Source organism: Neisseria sp. P0024.S006 (assembly GCF_051956595.1).
GTDB lineage: Bacteria > Pseudomonadota > Gammaproteobacteria > Burkholderiales > Neisseriaceae > Neisseria.
The window spans coordinates 1-450 of record NZ_JBQCXH010000059.1; the positions used below are offsets into that span (position 1 = coordinate 1).

General features: G+C 58.9%; 1 protein-coding gene. It reads right to left on the reverse strand.

The genetic code is table 11. The features are described from left to right. Positions 1–398, reverse strand: a 398-nt coding sequence (locus ACTHUF_RS11265) for a helix-hairpin-helix domain-containing protein (RefSeq protein ID WP_440407747.1), incomplete at its 3' end; no start/stop codon positions are given. Positions 399–450 lie beyond the last annotated feature (52 nt).

Consider the following 450-nt stretch of genomic DNA (forward strand, 5'->3'; position numbering starts at 1 on the left):
CGCGAAACATCGAGCTTGGAGAAGATGCCTTCGAACTTCTTCGTCTCGCCGTCCTTGCGCTCGCTCCAGCCAACGAGATCGTCCGCTGCGCAGCCGGCAAAGTCTTCGATGGTCTTGATGCCGTCTTCGCCGAGCGCAACCATCATCTGCGAGGTCAGGCCGTCGATCTGGCGCAGCTCGTCGGAAACGCCGAGTTCCTTGCGCTTGGCGTCCATTTCGGCTTCCAGGCGTTCCAGATATTCACGGGCGCGGGTCTGGATTTCATCGGCAGTGTCTTCGTCGAAGCCATCGATCGAGGAGATTTCGTCGAGATCGACATAAGCCAGTTCTTCAACCTGCGCGAAGCCCTCCGAAGCCAGAACCTGGCCGACCATTTCGTCGACGTCGAGCGCTTCCATGAACAGGGCCGTACGCTCGTTGAATTCCTTCTGGCGACGCTCGGATTCTTCC